Genomic DNA, 17822 nt, shown 5'->3' with positions numbered 1-17822 from the left:
ACCGGGCCCGTCCGCCCCGTAAGCCCCGCCCCTGACCGGGACCACAGGCCACGCCTGCGGTCTACACCCGCAGGCGCGCCAGGGGCCCCACCCCAGCCACCGCCCCGCGAAACGCCACCGCCACGCGAAAGGGCCGCCACCCCCGGAAACCAGGAGCGGCGGCCCTCGCGGCAGCAGGAGGCCGGGCTACGCGCCCAGCAGCTTCCGCACCCGCTCAGCACCCACCGCGAGCAGCAGCGTAGGCAGTCGCGGACCCGTGTCGCGCCCGACCAGCAGCTGGTAGAGCAGCGCGAAGAACGACCGCTGCGCGACCTTCAGCTCCGGCGTGGGCTTCGCGTCCGGCTCCAGCCCCGCCATCACCTTCGGCACGCCGTAGACGAGCGTCGTCAGCCCGTCCAGCGACCAGTGCGAGTCGAGACCGTCGAGCAGCAGCCGCAGCGACTCCCGCCCGGCCTCGTCCAGCGAGCCCAGGATCTCCGCGTCCGGCTCCGCACGCACGACCGTGCGCTGCTCGGCCGGCACCTGCGTGGTGATCCAGTTCTCCGCGCGGTCGAAACGCGGCCGCACCTCGTCCAGCGACGTCACCGGATTCTGCGGGTCCAGTTCGCTCAGGATGCGCAGCGCCTGGTCCTCGTGCCCGGCCGTGATGTCCGCCACCGAGGCGAGCGTCCGGTACGGCAGCGGGCGCGGCGTACGCGGCAGCTCACCCGCGGCCGTCCTGATCGCCCGCGAGTGCGCCGCCGCGTCGGCCGGCAGCACGGTCCCCTCGGCGACCTTCTTCTCCAGCGAGTCCCACTCGTCGTAGAGCCGCTGGATCTCCTGGTCGAACGCGATCTTGAACGACTGGTTGGGCCGCCGGCGCGCGTACAGCCACCTCAGCAGCGGCGCCTCCATGATCTTCAGCGCGTCACCGGGCGTGGGCACGCCGCCCTTGCTGCTGGACATCTTCGCCATGCCGCTGATGCCGACGAAGGCGTACATCGGCCCGATGGGCTGCACCCCGCCGAACACCTCGCGCACGATCTGCCCGCCGACCACGAACGACGACCCCGGCGACGAGTGGTCGACACCGCTGGGCTCGAAGATCACGCCCTCGTACGCCCAGCGCATCGGCCAGTCGACCTTCCAGACCAGCTTGCCGCCGTTGAACTCGCTCAGCAGCACGGTCTCGGAGTGCCCGCAGGTGCACACGTACGACAGCGCGGTGCTGTCGTCGTCGTACGCGGTCACCGTCGTGAAGTCCTTGCCGCAGACGGTGCAGTAGGGCTTGTACGGGAAGTACCCCGCGCCGCCGCCGCTGCCGTCGTCCTCGGACGCCGCCCCGGACCCCTCGGCGGCCTCGAGCTCCGCCTCGTCGACCGGCTTCTGCCCCTGCTTCTTCTTGCCGCCCGCCGCCGGGTCCTTCTTCGTGCGGTACCGGTCGAGCACGGCGTCGATGTCGGCCCGGTGCTTCATCGCGTGCAGGATCTGCTCACGGTAGGTCCCGGCCGTGTACTGCTCGGTCTGGCTGATGCCGTCGTACTCGACACCGAGCTCGTCGAGCGCCTGCGTCATGGCCGCCTTGAAGTGCTCGGCCCAGTTCGGGTACGCCGACCCGGCCGGCGCGGGCACCGACGTCAGCGGCTTGCCGATGTGCTCGGCCCACGACTCGTCGACCCCGGGAACCCCCGCCGGCACCTTGCGGTACCGGTCGTAGTCGTCCCACGAGATCAGGTGCCGGACCTCGTACCCGCGCCGCCGGATCTCGTCCGCGACCAGGTGCGGGGTCATGACCTCGCGCAGGTTGCCCAGGTGGATCGGGCCGGACGGCGAGAGGCCGGACGCGACGACGACCACCGGGGAGGCAGCACCATCGTGTTTCGCCCCAGGGGCACGTCGCTCCGACTCGGCGATGACCTCGTCCGCGAACCGGGAGACCCAGTCGGTCTCTGTGCTGCTCTGAGCCACGATCGGCACGTCCTCTTTCCCTCAATAGCTCTCGATGGCTGACGTCAGCCATTCTCCCAGACGAACCACCGGCGTCCGGGGGCCGCCGCCCGTATCCCGAAGGCCGCCGCCGGCGCCCCGGGAACGGCCGTCCGTGTCCCGGAGTCCGCCGTCCGTGTCCCGGGCGCTGCTGCCTTTATACGAGACGACGGCCGCACACCCCCCATGAAATACTCGTCTGCACCTTCAACTTTCCTCTCGACAGGAACGGCAGCTCATGGCCTCGGTCCATTCCCTCGCTTCGACCGTCAACCAGCGCGTCGCGGACGCCCTCTCGGCCGCCCTGCCGGAGGCCGGCGCCGCCGACCCGCTGCTGCGACGAAGCGACCGGGCCGACTTCCAGGCGAACGGCATCCTGGCCCTCGCGAAGAAGGCCAAAGCCAACCCGCGCGAGCTGGCCACGACCGTCGTCGCCGGGCTTCCCGCCGGTGACGTGATCAAGGAGATCGAGGTCTCGGGCCCCGGCTTCCTGAACATCACGGTCACCGACCGGGCGATCGTCGAGACCCTCGCCGCCCGCGCCGCCGACGCCCGTCTCGGCGTACCGGCGGCCGAGCGGCCGGGCACCACGGTCATCGACTACGCGCAGCCGAACGTGGCCAAGGAGATGCACGTCGGCCACCTCCGGTCCGCCGTGATCGGCGCCGCGATGGTCGAGATCCTGGAGTTCACGGGCGAGAAGGTCGTACGCCGACACCACATCGGCGACTGGGGCACCCAGTTCGGCATGCTCATCCAGTACCTCACCGAGCACCCGCACGAGCTGGACCACCAGCACGGCGGCCCCGAGGAGGGCGAGGCGGCGATGTCGTCCCTCAACCGCCTCTACAAGGCGTCGCGCGTCCTCTTCGACTCCGACGAGGACTTCAAGGCGCGCTCGCGGGACCGTGTCGTCGCCCTCCAGGCCGGCGACCCGGAGACCCTCGCGCTGTGGCAGCGGTTCGTCGACGAGTCGAAGATCTACTTCTACTCGGTGTTCGACAAGCTCGACATGGAGATCCACGACGAGGACGTCGTCGGCGAGTCGGGCTACAACGCCATGCTCGAAGAGACGTGCCAGATCCTGGAGGACACGGGCGTGGCCGTCCGGTCCGACGGCGCGCTCTGCGTCTTCTTCGACGACGTGAAGGGCCCGGACGGCAAGCCCTCCCCGCTGATCGTGAAGAAGTCGAACGGCGGCTACGGCTACGCCGCCACCGACCTCTCCGCGATCCGCGACCGCGTCACGAACCTCGGCGCGAGCACGCTCGTGTACGTCGTCGACGCCCGCCAGTCCCTGCACTTCAAGATGGTCTTCGAGACCGCCCGCCGGGCCGGCTGGCTGAACGAGGACGTCAAGGCGGTCCAGCTCGCGTTCGGCACGGTCCTCGGCAAGGACGGCAAGCCGTTCAAGACGCGCGAGGGCGAGACGGTCCGGCTGGTCGACCTGCTGGACGAGGCGGTCGACCGCGCCACGGCCGTCGTGCGCTCGAAGGCCGACAAGGTGGGCCTGACGGAGCAGGAGATCGTCGAGAACGGACGGTACGTCGGCATCGGCGCGGTGAAGTACGCCGACCTGTCCACCTCCGCCTCCCGCGACTACAAGTTCGACCTGGACCAGATGGTGTCGCTGAACGGCGACACGTCCGTCTACCTCCAGTACGCGTACGCCCGTATCCAGTCGATCCTCCGCAACGCGGGCGACCGCAAGCTCACCGCCCACCCGGAGCTCGAACTGGCCCCGGCGGAACGCGCCCTGGGCCTGCACCTCGACCAGTTCGCGGAGACGCTGGCCGAGGTAGCCGCGGCGTACGAGCCGCACAAGCTGACGGCGTACCTCTACCAGCTCGCGTCGCTCTACACGACGTTCTACGACCAGTGCCCGGTCATCAAGCCCGAGCCCGCGCCCGACGTCGCCGAGAACCGTCTCTTCCTCTGCGACCTGACCGCCCGCACGCTCCACCAGGGCATGGCCCTCCTCGGCATCCGAACCCCCGAGCGCCTCTGAACCACACGCGATACGGCCGCCATACGGCGATGCCCCCACCGGGACCGGTGGGGGCATCGCCGTATCCGGCCGCGCTCGGCCAACCCACTACCTCCGAGCCACTCCCGGACGTGCTCCCCTCACGACGTCAGCGGGTACGACGGCCGCCCCGCGGCCTCGTCGATCTCACCGTGGGCCTTGCCCAGAAGCTGCGACGCGAGGTCCATGAGCGCACGCGCACCCGCGATCTCCTCGCCGACCCGCAGCTGCTCGGCATCGGTCGGGTGCCGTTTGGCGTACCCGTGGGCCCGCAGCTCCACGCCGTCACCGAGCCGCACCATGGCAGCCGCCCTGGTCCTCCCGTCCTCCTCCTGGAACTCCATCTCGACGTGCCATCCGACCAGTGTGTGCATGACTGCTCCCTCCAGCTGTGCCCCCTTCCCCTTCCAGGGTGCGCCGCCGGGCGACTGATCACCACTCCCCACTTACCTGCTGGTGAGTACCCCACCAATTAGTCGGTACTTGTCGCCAACTCAGCGCCGCACAAGGATCGAAGACGCCGGGACGGCCTACAGCACACCCGCCGCCGTCCCTCCTGCCTCTCCTTGATTCCCTGGAGCAGCCGATGCCCGAGCGCCCTTCCCACTCACCCGGCTCCGACACCGCCTCCGCCCCCGTTTCGGCCGCGGTTTCGGCCCTCAATTCCGCCCCCCATTCCGCCGCCGTTTCCGTACTCGGCCTGGGCCTCATGGGCAGTGCCTTGGCCGCCGCGCTCCTGCAGGCCGGCCACCCGGTCACCGTCTGGAACCGGACGCCCGCCAAGGCCGCCCCTCTGGCGGCACAGGGCGCGAGCGCCGCCGCGACGATCACGGACGCCGTGGCCGCGAGCCCCCTGGTGATCGTCTGCTTCACGACGAACGACGGCGTCACCGAGGCCCTCGCCCCCGTCGGCCTCACCGGCAAGACCCTCGTCAACCTCACCAACGGCACCCCCGCCCAGGCCCGCGCCCTCGCAGCCTGGGCCGAGAAGCGGGGCGCGGCGTACGTCGACGGCGGGATCATGGCGGTGCCGCAGATGATCGCGACCCCGGCCGCGTACATCCTCTACAGCGGTGACGAGCAGGCGTACGAGACCCACCGCCCCACCCTCTCGGCCCTCGCCGGCACCCAGTGGGTCGGCACCGACCCGGGCCGCGCGGCGCTGCACGACCTGGCGCTGCTGACGGGCATGTACGGGATGCTCATCGGCGTGGCCCAGGCGTTCGCCGTGATCCGTACGGAGAACATCACGGCCACGGAGTTCGCCGAGCCGCTGCACAACTGGGTCGCGGCGATGCTGCGCGGGGTGGTCCCCGGCATGGCCGAGGCGATCGACTCCGGGCAGCACGTCACAGACGTGTCGAGCCTCGGCATCAACCAGGCGGCGTTCGGCAACTTCATCGACGCCTACGACGACCAGGGCGTCAGCCCGGAACTCTTCGTCCCGTTCCAGAAGCTGCTCGACCGGTCTGTGGAGGAGGGCCACGCGGCGGACGGCGTCCCGCTTGGTGGAGCTGCGCAAGAAGTAACGCCCGTCGCGTGCCACGCGCGCAAGCGCGCCGAGCCGGAGCTGCGACGACGGCCATGGGCCGGAGCCGGGCTGCCCCCGGAGCGGCGATCGCTTCTGGTGTGGGGGCCGCCTTTCTGGAGGGTGGCGTCGGAGGTCCGGCCCCCGGGGGAAGGAGCCCATGGGACAGCCTCGGTGAGTGGCCGCTCGTACGCCGCCGGGTGGCGGGTATGGCGCACTCTCGTACACCGGCCGGGGGGATGCTGGCGTGCGCGGCCGACCGGTTGCCACGATGGGGCAGGCGTGGCGGTCCACGTGGCTGATGCGGGCCGAACCCCACACGTGAGGCTGGGCGGCACACCCAGTGTGACGGCTGGGACTTGAGCGGCGCCGACCCCCACAAACTGTGGGTTTCCTTCCACGCACGCGGACGATGACTACTCGTACTGCGGCCCCTCGGGTGCGCCCGGCCCCCCACGCGCGCGACGATCAGCTGACCGCCACTCCCGCTCCCGTGCCGACGAACAACGCTCCCGTCGTCCGCTCCCACCGGCGGCGGAACACCGGCCGGGCCATCAGCCCCCGCAGCTTGGCCGCGACCACGACCACCCAAGGCCAGTACAGAACACCGATCAGCACATCAAGCACCCCGAGCAGCAGGATTTGAGCCGTCACCGAGCCGCCTCCATCGATGAACTGCGGCAGGACGCTCAGAAAGAACAGCGCGGCTTTCGGGTTGAGCACGTTGGTCAGGAACCCCTCCGCGAAGCTGCCGCGCTTCGTCCCACGGCTTTCGCTCCGCGCGCCTTCCTGCACGCCCGCCGTCGACGCTCCGCCTCCCCTGCCTGCGGCCAGGAACGCCCGTACGCCGAGGAAGACGAGGTAGGCCGCACCGGCCAGTTTGATCACGGTGAACGCCACCGCCGACTGCGCGGCCAGCACCGAAAGCCCCAACGCCGCTGCGGCCATGTGGACGCACAGCCCGGCCTGTGCCCCCGAAGCGGCTGCCCACCCCAGCGACCGCCGCCTGGCGGCAGCCCTCACGATGACGAGAAAATCCGGCCCGGGAACGACGTACGCGAGCAGTACGACTCCCAGGAACCCCACCAAGTTGACTGACATCGGCTGCGCTCCCAATCGGCCGGCGTACCGCAGGAGAATCCCGTGCGGCTGTCCGTACACCGACTTCCACGCACTACCGCATCTCACGCGTCCCGCAGCCGCCCTCCACCGCGCCGATACGTCAGCAAGCCACCGCCAGACCCTCGCCATCGGCATCGGCATCGGCATCGGCATCGGCGTGAACCAAACCCCACACATGACGAGCACCGCACCCCCTCCCATGCACCCATATCAGGCACAGGGCATGCGAGTTCATCAACTGTCGAGTTCATCCCCCCGCACCCTGCCCACCCAGCCCCACACCCTCATGTGAGTGCAGAGGAAGTTCGGTGTCGCACCAACGGCCGTCGCCGCACCCGCCGAGACTGGGGCCGCACCACCCCAAGACCGTCCGCGCCCCCACCCACTCGCCCGCATGCCACCAAGCCGGCGCCCGCCCATCTCGCCGCTCCCGTGCAGGGCGTCTTTCTTTGGGCCGGCCCACCGACACTCAAGCGCTCGGGGACGGCCCCGAACCCCCCAGAAGCATCGGGTGGTTCGAATACCTCCGCCTCCACCCCCACCGACCTACCGCTCCCGCCCCAGCCCCCGTGCGACCTCGGTCGCCCAGTACGTCAGGATCATGTTCGCGCCGGCGCGCTTGATCCCCAGCAGCGACTCCATGATCGCCTTCTCGCGGTCGATCCAGCCGCGCTCCGCCGCCGCCTCGATCATCGCGTACTCGCCGCTGATCTGGTACGCCGCGACCGGTACGTCCACCGACTCCGCGACCTTCGCCAGCACGTCCAGGTACGGTCCGGCCGGCTTCACCATCACCATGTCGGCGCCCTCGTCCAAGTCCAGCGCCAGCTCCCGCATCGACTCCCGCAGATTCGCCGGGTCCTGCTGGTACGTCTTGCGGTCGCCCTGCAGCGAGGAACCCACCGCCTCGCGGAACGGACCGTAGAAGGCCGACGAGTACTTCGCGGTGTACGCCAGGATCGACACGTCCTCCTTGCCGATGGTGTCCAGCGCGTCGCGAACGACGCCGACCTGGCCGTCCATCATTCCGCTGGGGCCCACCACATGCGCGCCCGCGTCCGCCTGGACCTGCGCCATCTCGGCGTACCGCTCCAGCGTCGCGTCGTTGTCGACCCGCCCGTCGGCGTCCAGGACGCCGCAGTGCCCGTGATCGGTGTACTCGTCCAGGCACAGGTCGGACATGATCACGAGGTCGTCGCCCACCTCGGCCCGCACCTCGCGCAGCGCGACCTGGAGGATCCCGTCGGGGTCGGTACCGGCGGTCCCCGCGCCGTCCTTCTTCTCGTCGGCCGGTACGCCGAACAGCATGATCCCCGCGACGCCCGCCTCGACCGCTTCGACGGCCGCCTTGCGCAGCGTCTCCAGCGTGTGCTGCCGGACGCCCGGCATGGCGGAGATGTCCACGGGCTCGCTGATGCCCTCCCGCACGAACGCCGGAAGGATCAGATCGGCCGGGTGCAGCCGGTTCTCGGCGACCATGCGGCGCATGGCGGGGGTGGTACGCAGCCGACGGGGCCGGGCCCCGGGGAAGGATCCATACACAGTCATGTCAAACACGCTACGCCGCCCCGATGGCAGGTTTTACCGTCACCCCGTCGGCACCATGCCCACCCACGGACCCCCACCCACGAACCTCCCCCCATGGCCCCCAGCCAGCCCAACGCCCAACGCGGAGGGCCGGGACCCCGGGCATCCGCCCCAGGTCCCGGCCCTCATCCCGCACACACCCACGCCGCCCGGCACACCCAAGCGCCACGCGACCCGGGACACCCACCCGGCGCACCCACACGCCACGCCACCCATCGCACCCACGTGTCACGCCGTCCCAAGGGACTACGCGCCACGCCGTCCGAAGGCGCTACGTAGTGCGTCGGCGTCGTGAGCCCGGGCGGCGCTCGCTCGGGCGCGTCACGTGCTCGCCGGCTTCGATCGCCGCCTCGCGCCGCGCCGTACCGAACGCGGCCAGCGCCTCGGCCAGCTTGTGCACCGACGGTTCCGGCGACAGCACGTCGACCCGCAGGCCGTGCTCCTCCGCCGTCTTGGCCGTCGCGGGGCCGATGCACGCGATCACGGTCACGTTGTGCGGCTTGCCCGCGATGCCCACCAGGTTCCGCACGGTGCTGCTCGACGTGAAGAGAACGGCGTCGAAACCGCCGCCCTTGATCGCCTCACGCGTGTCCGCCGGCGGCGGCGAGGCCCGTACCGTCCGGTAGGCCGTGACGTCGTCGACCTCCCAGCCCAGCTCGATGAGGCCCGCGACCAGCGTCTCCGTCGCGATGTCGGCCCGCGGCAGGAAGACGCGGTCGATCGGGTCGAAGACCGGGTCGTACGGCGGCCAGTCCTCCAGCAGCCCGGCCGCCGACTGCTCCCCGCTCGGCACGAGATCCGGCTTCACGCCGAACTCGACCAGCGAGGCGGCCGTCTGCTCACCCACGGCGGCGACCTTGATCCCGGCGAAGGCACGCGCGTCGAGCCCGTACTCCTCGAACTTCTCACGGACGGCCTTGACCGCGTTGACGCTCGTGAAGGCGATCCACTCGTAGCGGCCCGTGACGAGCCCCTTGACCGCCCGCTCCATCTGCTGCGGCGTACGCGGCGGCTCGACCGCGATGGTCGGCACCTCGTGCGGCACTGCTCCGTAGGACCGAAGCTGGTCGGAGAGCGACGCCGCCTGCTCCTTCGTACGCGGAACCAGCACCCGCCACCCGAACAGCGGCTTCGACTCGAACCACGACAACTGCTCGCGCTGAGCAGCGGCGCTGCGCTCGCCGACCACGGCTATGACGGGCTGGTGGCCGTCGGGCGAGGGCAGCACCTTGGCCTGCTTCAGGACCTGGGCGACCGTGCCGAGCGTCGCGTTCCACGTCCGCTGCCGCGTGGTCGTGCCGGCGATGGTCACGCTCATCGGGGTGTCGGGCTTGCGCCCGGCCGAGACGAGCTCGCCCGCGGCCGACGCGACCGCGTCCAGCGTCGTGGAGACGACGGCCGTGACGTCGCTCTGCCCGATCTCGGACCAGCATCTGTCGTCGGCGCTCCGGGCGTCGACGAAGCGGACGTCCGCCCCCCGCCCGTCGCGCAGCGGCACACCGGCGTACGCCGGCACGCCGACCGCCGAGGCGACACCGGGCACGACCTCGAAGGGGATGCCCTCGGCGGCGCAGGCGAGCATCTCGTCGCCGGCGTTGCCGTCGAGGCCGGGGTCGCCGGAGATCGCACGGACGACCCGCCTGCCGCCCCGTGCGGCCTCCATGACAAGATTGACCGCATCCCTGATCGCGGGGATACCGGCGGCTGTTGACGCATCGTCAACCACCGTCAGCTGCGGCGTGCTCACGCCCTGCCTGGCATGAGTACGTACGACATCGAGCACATGTGGCTCGGCGATCAGTACGTCCGCGCTCGCGAGCGCCTCGACGGCGCGCAGCGTCAGCAGACCGGGGTCACCGGGTCCGGCGCCGAGGAAGGTGACGTGCCCGGATACGGGGAACGCCGAAGGTACTGACGTAGAGGTGGTGGTGGGGCTCATTGTGCTCGCTCCCCCATAAGACCGGCCGCACCCTTCGCGAGCATCTCGTCGGCGAGTTCGCGTCCGAGAGTGATCGCGTCGTTGTGCGACGTGGGTACGGGACCGGTGGTGGACAGCTGCACCAGCTCCGTGCCGTCGGGGGTACCGACGACACCGCGCAGGCGCATTTCGTTGACAACCTGTCCGTCGGCCAGCAGGTCGGCCAACGCACCCACAGGTGCGCTGCAACCGGCCTCCAGGGCGGCGAGCAGGGATCGCTCGGCGGTCACGGCGGCCCGCGTGTGCGGGTCGTCGAGCTCGGCGAGCGCGGCAGCGAGTTCGACGCGCGTGGCGGCGCACTCGATTGCCAGGGCCCCCTGACCGGGGGCGGGCAGGACGACGTCGACCGGAAGGAATTCGGTCACCTCGTCGGTCCTGCCGATGCGGTTGAGGCCGGCGGCGGCCAGGACCACCGCATCGAGTTCCCCGCTCCGTACATATCCGACACGAGTGTCGATGTTCCCGCGGATCGGCACGGTCTCGATGTCGAGGCCGTGGGTCCGCGCGTACGCGTTGAGCTGCGCCATGCGGCGCGGCGAGCCGGTGCCCACCCGGGACCCGGCGGGCAGCTGCGCCAGCGTGAGGCCGTCGCGCGCGACGAGTACGTCCCGCGGGTCCTCCCGCTCCGGCACGGCGGCCAGCGTCAGATCGTCCGGCTGGGCGGTCGGCAGGTCTTTGAGGGAGTGGACCGCGAAGTCCACCTCACCCTTCAGCAGAGCGTCGCGCAGGGCCGTCACGAAGACGCCCGTACCGCCGATCTGCGCGAGCTGCTCCCGCGAGACGTCTCCGTACGTGGTGATCTCCACCAGCTCGACGGGGCGGCCGGTGATCCGGCGCACCGCCTCGGCGACGTGTCCCGACTGGGCCATGGCGAGCTTGCTGCGCCTGGTCCCCAGCTTCAAGGCATCCGTAGTCATGCCCGCCCTCTATTCCCACCGTCAGGGGTGTCGTTCAGGTCGGCCCTGCTGACGGCGGCGACCGTCTGCGGGTCGAGGTCGAAGAGTTCGCGCAGCGCGTCCGCGTACCCGGCGCCGCCGGGCTCGCTGGCGAGCTGCTTGACCCGCACGGTGGGCGCGTGCAGGAGCTTGTCGACGACACGGCGCACGGTCTGCGTGATCTCCGCGCGCTGCTTGGCGTCGAGTCCGGGAAGCCGCCCCTCCAGCCGGGCGACCTCGTTCGTCACCACGTCGGCGGCCATGCTGCGCAGGGCGACGACGGTGGGCGTGATCTGCGCGGCGCGCTGGGCGGCGCCGAAGGCCGCGACCTCGTCGGACACGATGGTCCGCACCTGGTCCACATCGGCGGCCATGGGCGCGTCGGCGGAAGCCTCGGCCAGCGACTCGATGTCCACGAGCCGTACGCCGGCCAGCCGGTGCACGCCCGCGTCGATGTCCCGCGGCATGGCGAGGTCGAGCAGCGCGAGCCGCACCGGCGCGCCGGTGGGCACGTCGGCCCGCTCACGGGTACGCGGCTGAGCCGCGGCGGTGCCGTTGTCGGCCCAGGCCCCGTGCTGCTCCATGGAGCCCGCGTCGGTCCCCTGCCGCGCGGCGGGCACGACGGCGCCGGGAGCCTCCCCCGGGCCGGCCGCCACGGGGCACCCCGCGGGCGCACCCGCGCCCCGGCCCACCGCGGAGGCCGCGGCCGCCGCGTGGTCGGCGGTGATCCCGAGCGCGCTCGCGACGTTCTCCGCCGTGAGCACCAGGCCCGTGGCGCCGGTGCAGGAGACGACCACGTCGACTCGTGTCAGTTCCCGCGCCACATCGGCCATCGGAACGGCCCGCGCGACACCGCCGGCCTCGCCCAGGATCTCCGCCAGCCGCTCCGCCCGCGCCTGCGTGCGGTTGGCGACGACGACCTCGGCCACTCCGGTCCGTACGAGCGTCGCCGCGGCCAGCGAGGACATCGAGCCCGCGCCGATCACCAGCGCCCGCTTGCCCGCGGCCCAGTCGCCGACCGGCATGCCGCTGCCGGCGGCGAGCTGTTCGAGGCCGAAGGTGACGAGCGACTGCCCGGCCCGGTCGATGCCGGTCTCGGAGTGCGCCCGCTTGCCGACCCGCAGCGCCTGCTGGAAGAGGTCGTTGAGCAGCCGGCCCGCGGTGTGGAGCTCCTGCCCCAGCGCGAGCGCGTCCTTGATCTGGCCGAGGATCTGCCCCTCGCCGACGACCATCGAGTCGAGTCCGCACGCCACCGACAGGAGGTGGTGGACGGCCCGGTCCTCGTAGTGCACGTACAGGTAAGGAGTGAGCTCCTCGAGACCGACGCCGCTGTGCTGCGCGAGCAGCGTGGACAGCTCGGCGACACCGGCGTGGAACTTGTCCACGTCGGCGTACAGCTCGATGCGGTTGCACGTCGCGAGCACGGCGGCCTCGACCGCCGGCTCCGAGGCGAGCGTGTCCTGGAGCAGCTTGGCCTGCGACTCGGCGGTCAGCGACGCCCGCTCCAGCACGCTGACCGGAGCACTGCGGTGACTCAGTCCGACTACCAGAAGACTCATGCCGGCATCACCGCGGGAACGTCCCCGTCGGGTCCCTTCCGGCTCGCCGCGGCCGCCGCGGCAGCCGCAGCCGTGTCCGGCCGCAGCGGGGGCGGCGTCACGACGTCGCCCGAGGTGGCGGCCACGGCGGCGGCTTCCTCGCCGGCCTTGCGCTGCTCGTGGAACGCGAGGATCTGGAGCTCGATGGAGAGGTCGACCTTGCGTACGTCGACCCCGTCCGGCACCGACAGCACGGTCGGCGCGAAGTTGAGGATCGAGGTCACGCCGGCGGCGATGAGCCGCTCGCTGACCTGCTGGGCGGCGCCCGCCGGGGTCGCGATGACACCGATGTGCACGCCGTTGTCACTGATGATCTTCTCGAGATCGTCGGTGTGCTGGACGGGCATCCCGGCGACCGGCTTGCCCTTCATGGCGGGATCGGCGTCTATGAGCGCGGCGACCCGGAAGCCACGGGAGGCGAACCCGCCGTAGTTGGCGAGGGCGGCGCCGAGGTTACCGATGCCGACGATGACGACCGGCCAGTCCTGGGTGAGGCCCAGCTCGCGCGAGATCTGATAGACGAGGTACTCGACGTCGTATCCGACCCCGCGCGTCCCGTAGGAACCGAGGTACGAGAAGTCCTTGCGCAGCTTCGCGGAGTTGACCCCGGCCGCGGCGGCGAGCTCCTCGGAGGAGACCGTGGGGACCGAGCGCTCGGAGAGCGCGGTCAGGGCGCGCAGATACAGCGGAAGTCGGGCGACGGTGGCCTCGGGAATGCCTCGGCTACGGGTCGCCGGTCGGTGAGTTCGGCCAGTTGCCACGGTGCTCCTGCGGGATGAGCGGGGCTGCAGGCGGCCGTATGTACCAAGACCGCCCCGTCGCATGCAGGCTATGCCTTTGTGAACGCGTGCACAAAGATGGTGTCCGTTTTGTCCGCCCAAAGTGACCGGGGTCACGCACACCGACCGCCTGATCACGGAACCGCCGGCCGGCCGGACTCGTTGAAGATCCGAAGCGGGCAAAACCGTCCACACTCCTCACGCCTGCGTTCCCGAACCATCCGAAATCATCCTGACGCCGGGATCGCCCCGGGTCAGCCGCCCAGCGCCGTCCGCAGTCTCCCGGCGTCGACCCGCCAGAAGGTGTGCTGCTCGCCGTCGATCAGGACGACCGGGATCTGCTCCCAGTACTCCCGGTTGAGCTCCTCGTCCCGCGTGATGTCCTTCTCCTCCCACGGCACCCCGAGCGCCCCGCACACCTCGCTCACCACGCCGCGCGCGTCGTCACACAGATGGCAGCCCGGCTTCCCGAGCAACGTGACCAATCGCTCGTCCGGCTTCCTCTTCGCACGCGTACGCCGCAACAGGGGACTCATGACGCCATTCTCGCCCCGCCGGGCTCCTGCGGACCGCCTTCGTCCGTCCACCCCGTAACGCGGGTGCCCCGGAGAGTTCACGCCGCCGCATCCCGGCAGGTCCGGAAGTACCGAACAGACTGGCTATGCTCACGACATGGCCGCACTGGGATGGCTCACCCCCCGCAGGCGCTCGGCGACAGCCCGCAGCGTGCTGGCGGGAGAGGCAGCAGCCGAGGCAGCACGCAAAACGTCTCTGGAGCAGGAAGAACTCGAAGCGGCGTACTCCGGCAGGCCCGCCGCGCGCGAGCCCGCCTTCCCCGTCGTCGGCGACGACCGGGCCGCCGCCTTCTTCGACCTCGACAACACCGTCATGCAGGGCGCCGCGATCTTCCACTTCGGCCGCGGCCTCTACAAGCGGAAGTTCTTCGAACGCCAGGAGCTGGCCCGCTTCGCCTGGCAGCAGGCGTGGTTCCGCCTGGCCGGCGTCGAGGACCCCGAACACATGCAGGACGCCCGCGAGAGCGCGCTGTCCATCGTGAAGGGCCACCGCGTCTCCGAGCTGATGTCGATCGGCGAGGAGATCTACGACGAGTACATGGCCGAGCGCATCTGGCCCGGCACCCGCGCCCTCGCCCAGGCCCACCTCGACGCTGGCCAGAAGGTGTGGCTGGTCACCGCCGCCCCCGTCGAGACCGCCACGATCATCGCCCGCCGCCTCGGCCTGACCGGCGCCCTCGGCACCGTCGCCGAGTCCGTCGACGGCGTATATACGGGAAAGCTCGTCGGCGAGCCCCTGCACGGACCCGCGAAGGCCGAGGCGGTACGCGCCCTGGCCGCCGCCGAGGGCCTGGAGCTGGCGCGCTGCGCGGCGTACAGCGACTCCCACAACGACATCCCGATGCTGTCGCTCGTCGGACATCCGTACGCCATCAACCCCGACGCGAAGCTGCGCAGGTACGCCCGCGAACGCGAGTGGCGGCTGCGCGACTACCGGACCGGCCGCAAGGCCGCCAAGGTCGGCATCCCGGCGGCCGCCGGCGTCGGCGCCATCGCGGGCGGCACCGCCGCCGCCATGGCACTTCACCGCCGCCGCCGCTAGCACGGGCAATCCGGGGTCCCTACCCGCCCGCGCCCCCCGGCAGTCCCGCCCGTTCCACTCGGGCACAACGCATCCAGCAATCACGCAGATTACGAAGTGATCCGATCAACAACTGATCACGAACTGCTACTGGCAACGCCGCTGAGACGTAACAGAAGCGACGGAACCGGTGATTTTCGCAACTGGGTGTAGCGCTGCCTGTACGAAGCGTTATTCTCCTCAGACGCATACCGGACCCCACCCGTCAGCACGACGAGTGACCGGTCTAGCACTGAACGTGTTGGAAGCTCTGCCTCTGGGAGTCCCGTGTACCCACACGTCGGGGTTGACGCCTCGGGCCTGGCTACGCTGCGCGCAACGGTCGTGGACCGCTTGCGCGGCTTCGTCCCCACCGCGTACGCCGTCCCCGCCCTTGCCACCCCTGCACTTGTCGGCCCCTGCTATGCCCTGGCCGACGGCGGTGCGGCGGTCGGCAGACGCAGCCGCGGCGCCGGCTCGGGCACCGGCACGTCCACCGCCCGTCGGCCCAGCGCCGACAGCGACAGCGCACGCATGATGGACCTCGTCGAACGCGCGCAGGCCGGCGAGGCCGATGCGTTCGGCCGCCTCTACGACCAGTACAGCGACACCGTCTACCGCTACATCTACTACCGCGTCGGCGGAAAGGCGACCGCGGAGGACCTGACGAGCGAGACGTTCCTGCGCGCCCTGCGCCGCATCTCCACCTTCACCTGGCAGGGCCGCGACTTCGGCGCCTGGCTGGTCACCATCGCCCGCAATCTGGTCGCCGACCACTTCAAATCGAGCCGATTCCGTCTCGAAGTGACCACCGGCGAAATGCTCGACGCCAACGAGGTCGAGCGCAGCCCGGAGGACTCCGTCCTCGAATCCCTCTCGAACGCGGCGCTCCTGGAAGCCGTCCGCAAGCTCAACCCGCAGCAGCAGGAGTGCGTGACCCTGCGCTTCCTGCAGGGCCTCTCGGTCGCCGAGACGGCACGCGTCATGGGCAAGAACGAGGGCGCGATCAAGACGCTCCAGTACCGGGCCGTCCGCACCCTGGCCCGGCTGCTGCCCGACGACGCCCGCTGAACGCGCCCGCGCACGCCCCGCCGATCGGCCGAAATCGGTCACCGTCGGTGACGTCGCGACGACCCTCCATGACGTTGTGGTCGGATCATCCTTCGCGCGTAACCCAAGTGCCGAGACGCTCGTTGTGCGGGATGCAGGCTCCCTGCGGTCACGCCATGTCCGCAGCCACTCACTCGATCGTGTGGATGTGCTCATGGCGTGCAACCTTCCGGACCCCCAGGGGAGTCGATCGTCATGACGAGAGGAGGTGCCGCCAGTGATCGCGAACGTATCGGCGCACCGGCGGGCGAACGCCTTCGCCCAAGCGCTGGAGGCACAGACGCCCCAGGGCACGGCGGCAGATCAGCCCGAAGAAACGGCCGAAGGGCCGGAGACCACACGGCTCTTGGCCCTGGCGAACGGTCTCGGCGAGCTGCCGTCACCGGAGTTGGACCCCGAGGTCAAAGTCGTCCAGCGGGCCCAGCTCATCGCCGCCATGGAAGCGATGGTCGCCGAAGGCGGCGCGCCGACGGGCCCTACGGTGCCCGAGCAGCGGACCGGACGGGGCACCCATCGGGCGTCGCCGCTCCGGAAGCTGCGCCCGCGCTCCCGGTGGTCGAAGGGCATCGCCGCGGGCGGGCTCACCGTCGGTGTGGCCGCAGGAGCCTTCAGCGGAGTGGCCGCTGCGAGTTCCGACGCCCTGCCCGGTGATTCGCTGTACGGGCTGAAACGAGGGATGGAGGACGTCAAGCTCGGCATGGCGGGCGACGACGCCGACCGTGGCGAGATCTATCTCGACCAAGCGTCGACCCGCCTCATGGAGGCTCGCCGCCTCATGGAGCGCGGCCGGGCCGGCGACCTGGACCACGAACAGCTGGGCGAGGTCAGACGCACGCTGAGCGGTATGACGCACGACGCCGGCGAGGGCCACCGCCTTCTCAGCCGGGCGTACGCGCGAGACGGCTCGATCGGCTCCATCCAGGCCCTGTCGTCGTTCGCCAGGGCGCACCGCCAGGCATGGAGCAACCTGCGCGAGAAGCTGCCGGTGCAACTGGCCGACGTCGGCGAAGAGGTGAGCTCGGTCTTCGACGCCATAGACGAAGAGGTGGCCCCGCTCCAGTCGCTGCTTCCGCGCGCCCCGAAGGCCCCCGAGACCGCCGAACGCCCCGGCGCCTCGACCCAGGACCGTACGGGCACACCGGGGGCGGACCGGCCCGCGCCGACCAGCACCTCGTCCTCAGGCGGCCGTACGGGCGACGACGCCCGGCCCGGACCGTCGTCCCCCCGCAGCACCGCCGAGGACGAGGGCCTCATCGGCGGCGCACCGGGCGACCTCCTGGACCCGCCGTCCGAGGACACGACGGCCCCGTCCTCACCGTCCGCCAAGGACAAGGACCCCAAGGCCCCACCGGTCCCGGACGTCACGGTTCCCCCGCTGCTCCCCGGCATCCTCCCGGGCCTGGGCATCGAGGAGGAGAACGCGCCGTAGCACCGCCGAAGACCGAGGCGTGGGGGGGGGGGGGGGGGGGGGGGGGGGGGGGGGGGGGGGGGGGGGGGGGGGGGGGGGGGGGGGGGGGGGGGGAGGAGAAGGAGATGGAAGGATGGGTGGGGGGTGGGTG

At 71.0% G+C, this 17822-nt stretch carries 14 protein-coding genes; 5 read left to right on the top strand and 9 right to left on the bottom strand.

The features are described 5' to 3' along the window. Positions 1-186 precede the first annotated feature (186 nt). Positions 187-1956 carry a lysine--tRNA ligase gene (gene lysS / locus AC07FK_RS28570; RefSeq protein WP_479107841.1) on the bottom strand — a complete coding sequence of 590 codons (1770 nt, stop codon included), beginning with the start codon at positions 1954-1956 and terminating at the stop codon, positions 187-189. Positions 1957-2203: 247 nt separating this feature from the next. Between lysS and argS the strand changes: the two genes are divergently transcribed. Further along, positions 2204-3973 (top strand): arginine--tRNA ligase, encoded by a 1770-nt coding sequence (gene argS / locus AC07FK_RS28565; RefSeq protein ID WP_479107840.1) that lies wholly within the window; start codon positions 2204-2206, stop codon positions 3971-3973. A gap of 119 nt (positions 3974-4092) precedes the next feature. On the opposite strand, the gene AC07FK_RS28560 is transcribed toward argS, so the two are convergent. After that, on the bottom strand, positions 4093-4365 hold the full coding sequence (locus AC07FK_RS28560) for a DUF1876 domain-containing protein (RefSeq protein ID WP_138904484.1): 273 nt from the start codon (positions 4363-4365) through the stop codon (positions 4093-4095). Positions 4366-4700: 335 nt separating this feature from the next. Between AC07FK_RS28560 and AC07FK_RS28555 the strand changes: the two genes are divergently transcribed. Next, entirely contained in the window at positions 4701-5882 is a 1182-nt protein-coding gene (locus tag AC07FK_RS28555; RefSeq protein WP_479107839.1) for an NAD(P)-dependent oxidoreductase, read from the top strand. Between the two features lie 105 nt (positions 5883-5987). On the opposite strand, the gene AC07FK_RS28550 is transcribed toward AC07FK_RS28555, so the two are convergent. The 7 genes from AC07FK_RS28550 to AC07FK_RS28520 form a co-directional block, all read right to left on the bottom strand. Next, positions 5988-6620, bottom strand: coding sequence for a LysE family translocator (locus tag AC07FK_RS28550; protein ID WP_479107838.1), 633 nt, complete (start codon positions 6618-6620; stop codon positions 5988-5990). Between the two features lie 567 nt (positions 6621-7187). Continuing rightward, on the bottom strand, positions 7188-8189 hold the full coding sequence (hemB, locus tag AC07FK_RS28545; protein WP_479107837.1) for a porphobilinogen synthase: 1002 nt from the start codon (positions 8187-8189) through the stop codon (positions 7188-7190). A gap of 310 nt (positions 8190-8499) precedes the next feature. Further along, positions 8500-10167 (bottom strand): bifunctional uroporphyrinogen-III C-methyltransferase/uroporphyrinogen-III synthase, encoded by a 1668-nt coding sequence (locus AC07FK_RS28540; protein WP_479107836.1) that lies wholly within the window; start codon positions 10165-10167, stop codon positions 8500-8502. Beyond that, on the bottom strand, positions 10164-11123 hold the full coding sequence (gene hemC, locus AC07FK_RS28535; RefSeq protein ID WP_479107835.1) for a hydroxymethylbilane synthase: 960 nt from the start codon (positions 11121-11123) through the stop codon (positions 10164-10166). Before hemC ends, AC07FK_RS28540 begins: the two co-directional genes overlap by 4 nt. Next, complete coding sequence (locus tag AC07FK_RS28530) at positions 11120-12700, bottom strand: glutamyl-tRNA reductase (RefSeq protein WP_479107834.1); 1581 nt, start codon at positions 12698-12700, stop codon at positions 11120-11122. The genes hemC and AC07FK_RS28530 overlap by 4 nt, the downstream gene beginning before the upstream one ends. Further along, on the bottom strand, positions 12697-13500 hold the full coding sequence (locus AC07FK_RS28525) for a redox-sensing transcriptional repressor Rex (protein WP_453407848.1): 804 nt from the start codon (positions 13498-13500) through the stop codon (positions 12697-12699). The genes AC07FK_RS28530 and AC07FK_RS28525 overlap by 4 nt, the downstream gene beginning before the upstream one ends. 272 nt (positions 13501-13772) lie before the next feature. Next, complete coding sequence (locus tag AC07FK_RS28520) at positions 13773-14054, bottom strand: glutaredoxin family protein (protein WP_479107833.1); 282 nt, start codon at positions 14052-14054, stop codon at positions 13773-13775. Between the two features lie 136 nt (positions 14055-14190). On the opposite strand from AC07FK_RS28520, the gene AC07FK_RS28515 reads away from it, so the two are divergent. The 3 genes from AC07FK_RS28515 (at position 14191) to AC07FK_RS28505 (ending at position 17692) form a co-directional block, all read left to right on the top strand. Then, on the top strand, positions 14191-15135 hold the full coding sequence (locus AC07FK_RS28515) for an HAD family hydrolase (RefSeq protein WP_479107832.1): 945 nt from the start codon (positions 14191-14193) through the stop codon (positions 15133-15135). A gap of 306 nt (positions 15136-15441) precedes the next feature. Continuing rightward, entirely contained in the window at positions 15442-16224 is a 783-nt protein-coding gene (locus tag AC07FK_RS28510) for an ECF subfamily RNA polymerase sigma factor, BldN family (protein ID WP_069927590.1), read from the top strand. Between the two features lie 256 nt (positions 16225-16480). Continuing rightward, positions 16481-17692, top strand: coding sequence for a DUF5667 domain-containing protein (locus AC07FK_RS28505; RefSeq protein ID WP_479107831.1), 1212 nt, complete (start codon positions 16481-16483; stop codon positions 17690-17692). Positions 17693-17822 lie beyond the last annotated feature (130 nt).

The organism is Streptomyces sp. NPDC046122, from assembly GCF_056429965.1.
Note: the sequence above shows the minus strand (reverse complement) of the source record. Positions and strands in the feature narration are given on the sequence as shown.

Coding starts and splice junctions, on each gene's coding strand:
- AC07FK_RS28520 (WP_479107833.1), bottom strand. CDS start 14,054: ATGAGTCCCCTGTTGCGGCGTACGCGTGCGAAGAGGAAGCCGGACGAG.
- hemB (WP_479107837.1), bottom strand. CDS start 8,189: ATGACTGTGTATGGATCCTTCCCCGGGGCCCGGCCCCGTCGGCTGCGT.
- hemC (WP_479107835.1), bottom strand. CDS start 11,123: ATGACTACGGATGCCTTGAAGCTGGGGACCAGGCGCAGCAAGCTCGCC.
- AC07FK_RS28540 (WP_479107836.1), bottom strand. CDS start 10,167: ATGAGCCCCACCACCACCTCTACGTCAGTACCTTCGGCGTTCCCCGTA.
- AC07FK_RS28555 (WP_479107839.1), top strand. CDS start 4,701: ATGGGCAGTGCCTTGGCCGCCGCGCTCCTGCAGGCCGGCCACCCGGTC.
- AC07FK_RS28515 (WP_479107832.1), top strand. CDS start 14,191: ATGGCCGCACTGGGATGGCTCACCCCCCGCAGGCGCTCGGCGACAGCC.
- AC07FK_RS28560 (WP_138904484.1), bottom strand. CDS start 4,365: ATGCACACACTGGTCGGATGGCACGTCGAGATGGAGTTCCAGGAGGAG.
- AC07FK_RS28550 (WP_479107838.1), bottom strand. CDS start 6,620: ATGTCAGTCAACTTGGTGGGGTTCCTGGGAGTCGTACTGCTCGCGTAC.
- AC07FK_RS28530 (WP_479107834.1), bottom strand. CDS start 12,700: ATGAGTCTTCTGGTAGTCGGACTGAGTCACCGCAGTGCTCCGGTCAGC.
- argS (WP_479107840.1), top strand. CDS start 2,204: ATGGCCTCGGTCCATTCCCTCGCTTCGACCGTCAACCAGCGCGTCGCG.